2 protein-coding genes and 1 pseudogene are annotated in these 3385 nt (G+C 72.9%); 1 reads left to right on the top strand and 2 read right to left on the bottom strand.

The genetic code is table 11. From position 1 onward, the window contains the following. Nucleotides 1-893 (bottom strand): annotated as a pseudogene (locus ABZ749_RS32155) (FUSC family protein); the annotation flags it as partial. A gap of 87 nt (nt 894-980) precedes the next feature. Then, entirely contained in the window at nt 981-2393 is a 1413-nt protein-coding gene (locus ABZ749_RS32160) for an FAD-dependent oxidoreductase (protein WP_357234470.1), read from the bottom strand. A 181-nt stretch (nt 2394-2574) separates the two neighbouring features. Between ABZ749_RS32160 and ABZ749_RS32165 the strand changes: the two genes are divergently transcribed. Continuing rightward, nucleotides 2575-3213, top strand: a complete 639-nt coding sequence (locus ABZ749_RS32165) for a hypothetical protein (RefSeq protein WP_357234473.1) — start codon at nt 2575-2577, stop codon at nt 3211-3213. Nucleotides 3214-3385: the final 172 nt, after the last annotated feature.

Genomic DNA, 3385 nt, shown 5'->3' on the forward strand with positions numbered 1-3385 from the left:
GGGGCCACCGCCGGGGCACCCGGCGACAGGCTCCGGCCGGCCGCGCGGGTGGTGTCCGCGCACGAGCGCAGCAGACGCGCCGCTGCCAGGTCCGGGATCGGCTCCGGCGGGGCGTCCGCCGCCAACCGGTCCGCGTCGGCGAGCACCTCCCGTAACGCTGCCCCGCTGATCCGCAACGCCCGATCCTGAGCGCCCGCCGCGGTGGGCGCCCACGCCGGAGGGCTGCGGTTCAGCGCGATCGCCGCCACCACGTCGTGCGCCCGCTCGCGTCGCGCGTTCCGATCACCCACGGCGGCGTGCGGGTCGGTCAGCCGCTCGGCGGTGGCGTCGAGGAAGGCGGCGACGCCGTCGGCCGCCTCGGCCAGGCGCTGCCGGTAGGAGACCGGCACCGGGTCGGGCCAGAGGAACACCTCGGCCGCGGCGAGCAGCACGACTGCAAGGGTCACCCCACCGAGTCGCTCCGGCAGGGTGTCCGGTTGGTACGGCGGGAACGACGCCAGGATGTAGAAGAGCTGAAACGCGCTGGCCAACCCCACCAGGCGCGGGTTGCCGACCCCGGCGAACGCCACCACGAAACCGACGACCAGCATGCCACCGGCGGCCGCCCAGGTGCTCCACGCCAACAGCGAGCCCATCGCGATGAGCGCCCACACCACCGGCAGCGACAGCACGAGGATCCGCGCCCGTTGCGGCGCCGGACCAGGTAGCTGCGCGAACGACCCGGCGGCGATCGTGCCGAACAGTCCGTACGTGGCGAGCGTCGAGCTGCCCGCGCCGTACCGGCAGCCGTAGAAGACGACGGACGCGACGAGCGTCAGCCGGACCGCCCGCCGCAGGACGGCGTCACCCGGGTCACGGCGGCGAAGCCGGCCAAGGAGGCTGGTTGCGAGCACTACCGCTCCCCCGGTTCGTCGCTGCACCCCTCCCCGGCCCACCATTCTTCACCGCGCCTCGCGACCGGCGGCGCGTTTGGCGACGAATCACCGCCGGGAGCCGCCGAGCAGGCCGAGCCGGAGGGCCCGGAACAGGGTGCCGGGGCGACTCAGGGCGGCCGGGTGGTCGAGCATGGTGGTGACCCGACCCAACCGGGCGTTGAGCACCGGGTCGGTCAGCGACGCCCGGAAGAGCAGGTCCCCGAACCACTTGGTGACCCTGTAGCCGGGCGGGTACGGCCCGTCGACGTGCGGCAGCTCGATGTCGGCGGTGGTGGAGATCTGCCAGGCGGCGTCGACCACCACGCGGACCTGGTCGAAGTACGCGTGCGCGGGCTCGTCGTGCGGCCTCGGACCGGAGCGCAGGTACTTCGACAGGCAGGAGGCGTGCAGTGTCGCGGAGGTCATGCCCTGGCCGTACACCGGGTTGAAGGAGGCGACCGCGTCGCCGGCGGCGACCAACCCGGCGGGCAGACGGTCGAGCTTGTGGAAGTCTCGGCGTCGACTGTCCGCCTGGTGGTACGTGACCACCCCGCCGAGCATCTCCCCGTGTTCGGCGATGTCGCCGAACATCTGCGGGTAGTGCTCCCGGCAACGGGTGGTGAAGTCGGCGACGTCACGGCTGGGCCGGTCCCCGTCGTAGCCGGCCACCAGCATGATCCAGCGGTCCCCCTCGACCGAGTTGATCCCACCGATCCGGGCGGTACGTCCCTTGCCCGCCATGGTGTGGAAGACCGCCACCCAGGCGTCGCTGACCTCCTCGTCGCGCTTGAAGAGCGCCGTGGCGTAGTTCAGCTTGATCGGCATGCGGTGCAGCGGCGGGCGCGGCCACCCGTGCTCGGCCAGCCAGTCGCTCAACCGGCTGGACCGCCCCATCGCGTCGACCACCAGGTCCGCCGCTTCGACGACGGGCTCGGTGCCGCCCTCGGGCACGTACCGGGCGCCATTGACCCGCCGCTCGTCGAAGAGCAGACCCTCCGCCCGGCCGTACACCATGCGGATGTTGTCGATGGCGAGGGTGCGTCGGCGGACCAACGCCTCCAGGAACGGACGCGTGGTGATCAGCGCCGGCCCGGTGCCGGTCGCCGCGGGCGGCAGACCCAACATGCCGTTCACGAAGACCTTCGCCGTGCCCGGGTCGCTCGGTGGGGGCGGGGCGCCGAGCGCGAGCGCCTCGTCGGCGATGCCGGGAAACCAGCGCTCCAACTGGACCTGACCGGCGGGCAGCAGCGCGTGCACCTGACTGCCCTGGGGCACGCCCGGCCGTGGACCGGCGTCGACATCGGACGGATCCCGTTCGATGATCAGCACTTCCTCGGCGTGGTCGCTCAACACCCGGGCCGCCAGCAACCCGGCCATGCTGCCACCGAGCACCACCGCCCGTCGCATGACCACTCTGGTCTCGGCTGGTGGTTCGGCCGTCGCTATCTCGGCGAAGAGCCGGGACGGAGAGGCGGGCATGGGATCACTCCTCGAACGGTCGGGAACCTCGGCATTCACGACCGTAACCATCGCGACGCCAGCCGTCAGCGCTGAGTTGGCCCGCCACTTCGAGTTGGCGCCCCGGATGCGGTGGTCAGATGGGCGGCGAGCCCTGCCGGCCAGGACCGCGCTGGGCCCGGCGACCAGCTATGAATGTCTGATGAGTGCCCATGCCGGTGCGACCCGGCCTCCGTGTGCCCCGGCCCTTCCGGATCCCGCGCCGGGCAGCCGAACCAGGCCGGTCGTCTGGTGGGGCTTCCTGAGCCTGGTGGTGGCCCTGGCCGCCTGCACGCCCACGGGTGACTCGCGCCGGCACGCCACCCCGCCGGCCACCGGTGCGGGGCCGTCGACGGACGCCAGTGGTGGTGGGTCACCCTGCACGACATCGGTCGACACGCTGCCAGCACCGCCGGCGGGCTACCGGTTGGTGGGCGAAGACGTGGCGGTGCCCACCGCGCCCGTGATGTCGGCGCAAGATTCCGGGGAGGCCGATCCAGCGGCACGGCTGTTCGCCAAATGGGGGCTCGTCGTCCGCGCCGGCACAGTCGTCGACCTGCGGGTGGCACCGGCCTGGCAGGACAGGGCCCGGCTCGGCTGGGGCGGCACCGGCACGCCCGCTGCGGCCGTGACCGTGCACGCCTGCGCGCCGGAGGGTGGGCAGGCTCAGTGGATGGCCTTCGTCGGCGGCACCTGGGTCGCGCAGCCCGCCTGCGTACCGCTCATCGTGACGTCGAACGGCCAGACCGACCGCGTCAACCTCGGCATCGGCGTCCCCTGCAACGAGACCACCGCCCCCTAGCCCTGCACCCCCACCCCACCCCCACCCCACCCCCCGGTTGATCAAGAGGTTTGCGTCACCCATCCCGGGGTGTCGTGACGCAACGATGAGCGACGCGTCGACCTGCCAGGTGCCCGCGCCACCGGTGGCGGACGCGACCAGCGTTCCGACGACGGCGACGGCCACTGTGACC

This window comes from Micromonospora sp. NPDC047753 (assembly GCF_040642735.1).
Lineage (GTDB): Bacteria > Actinomycetota > Actinomycetes > Mycobacteriales > Micromonosporaceae > Micromonospora.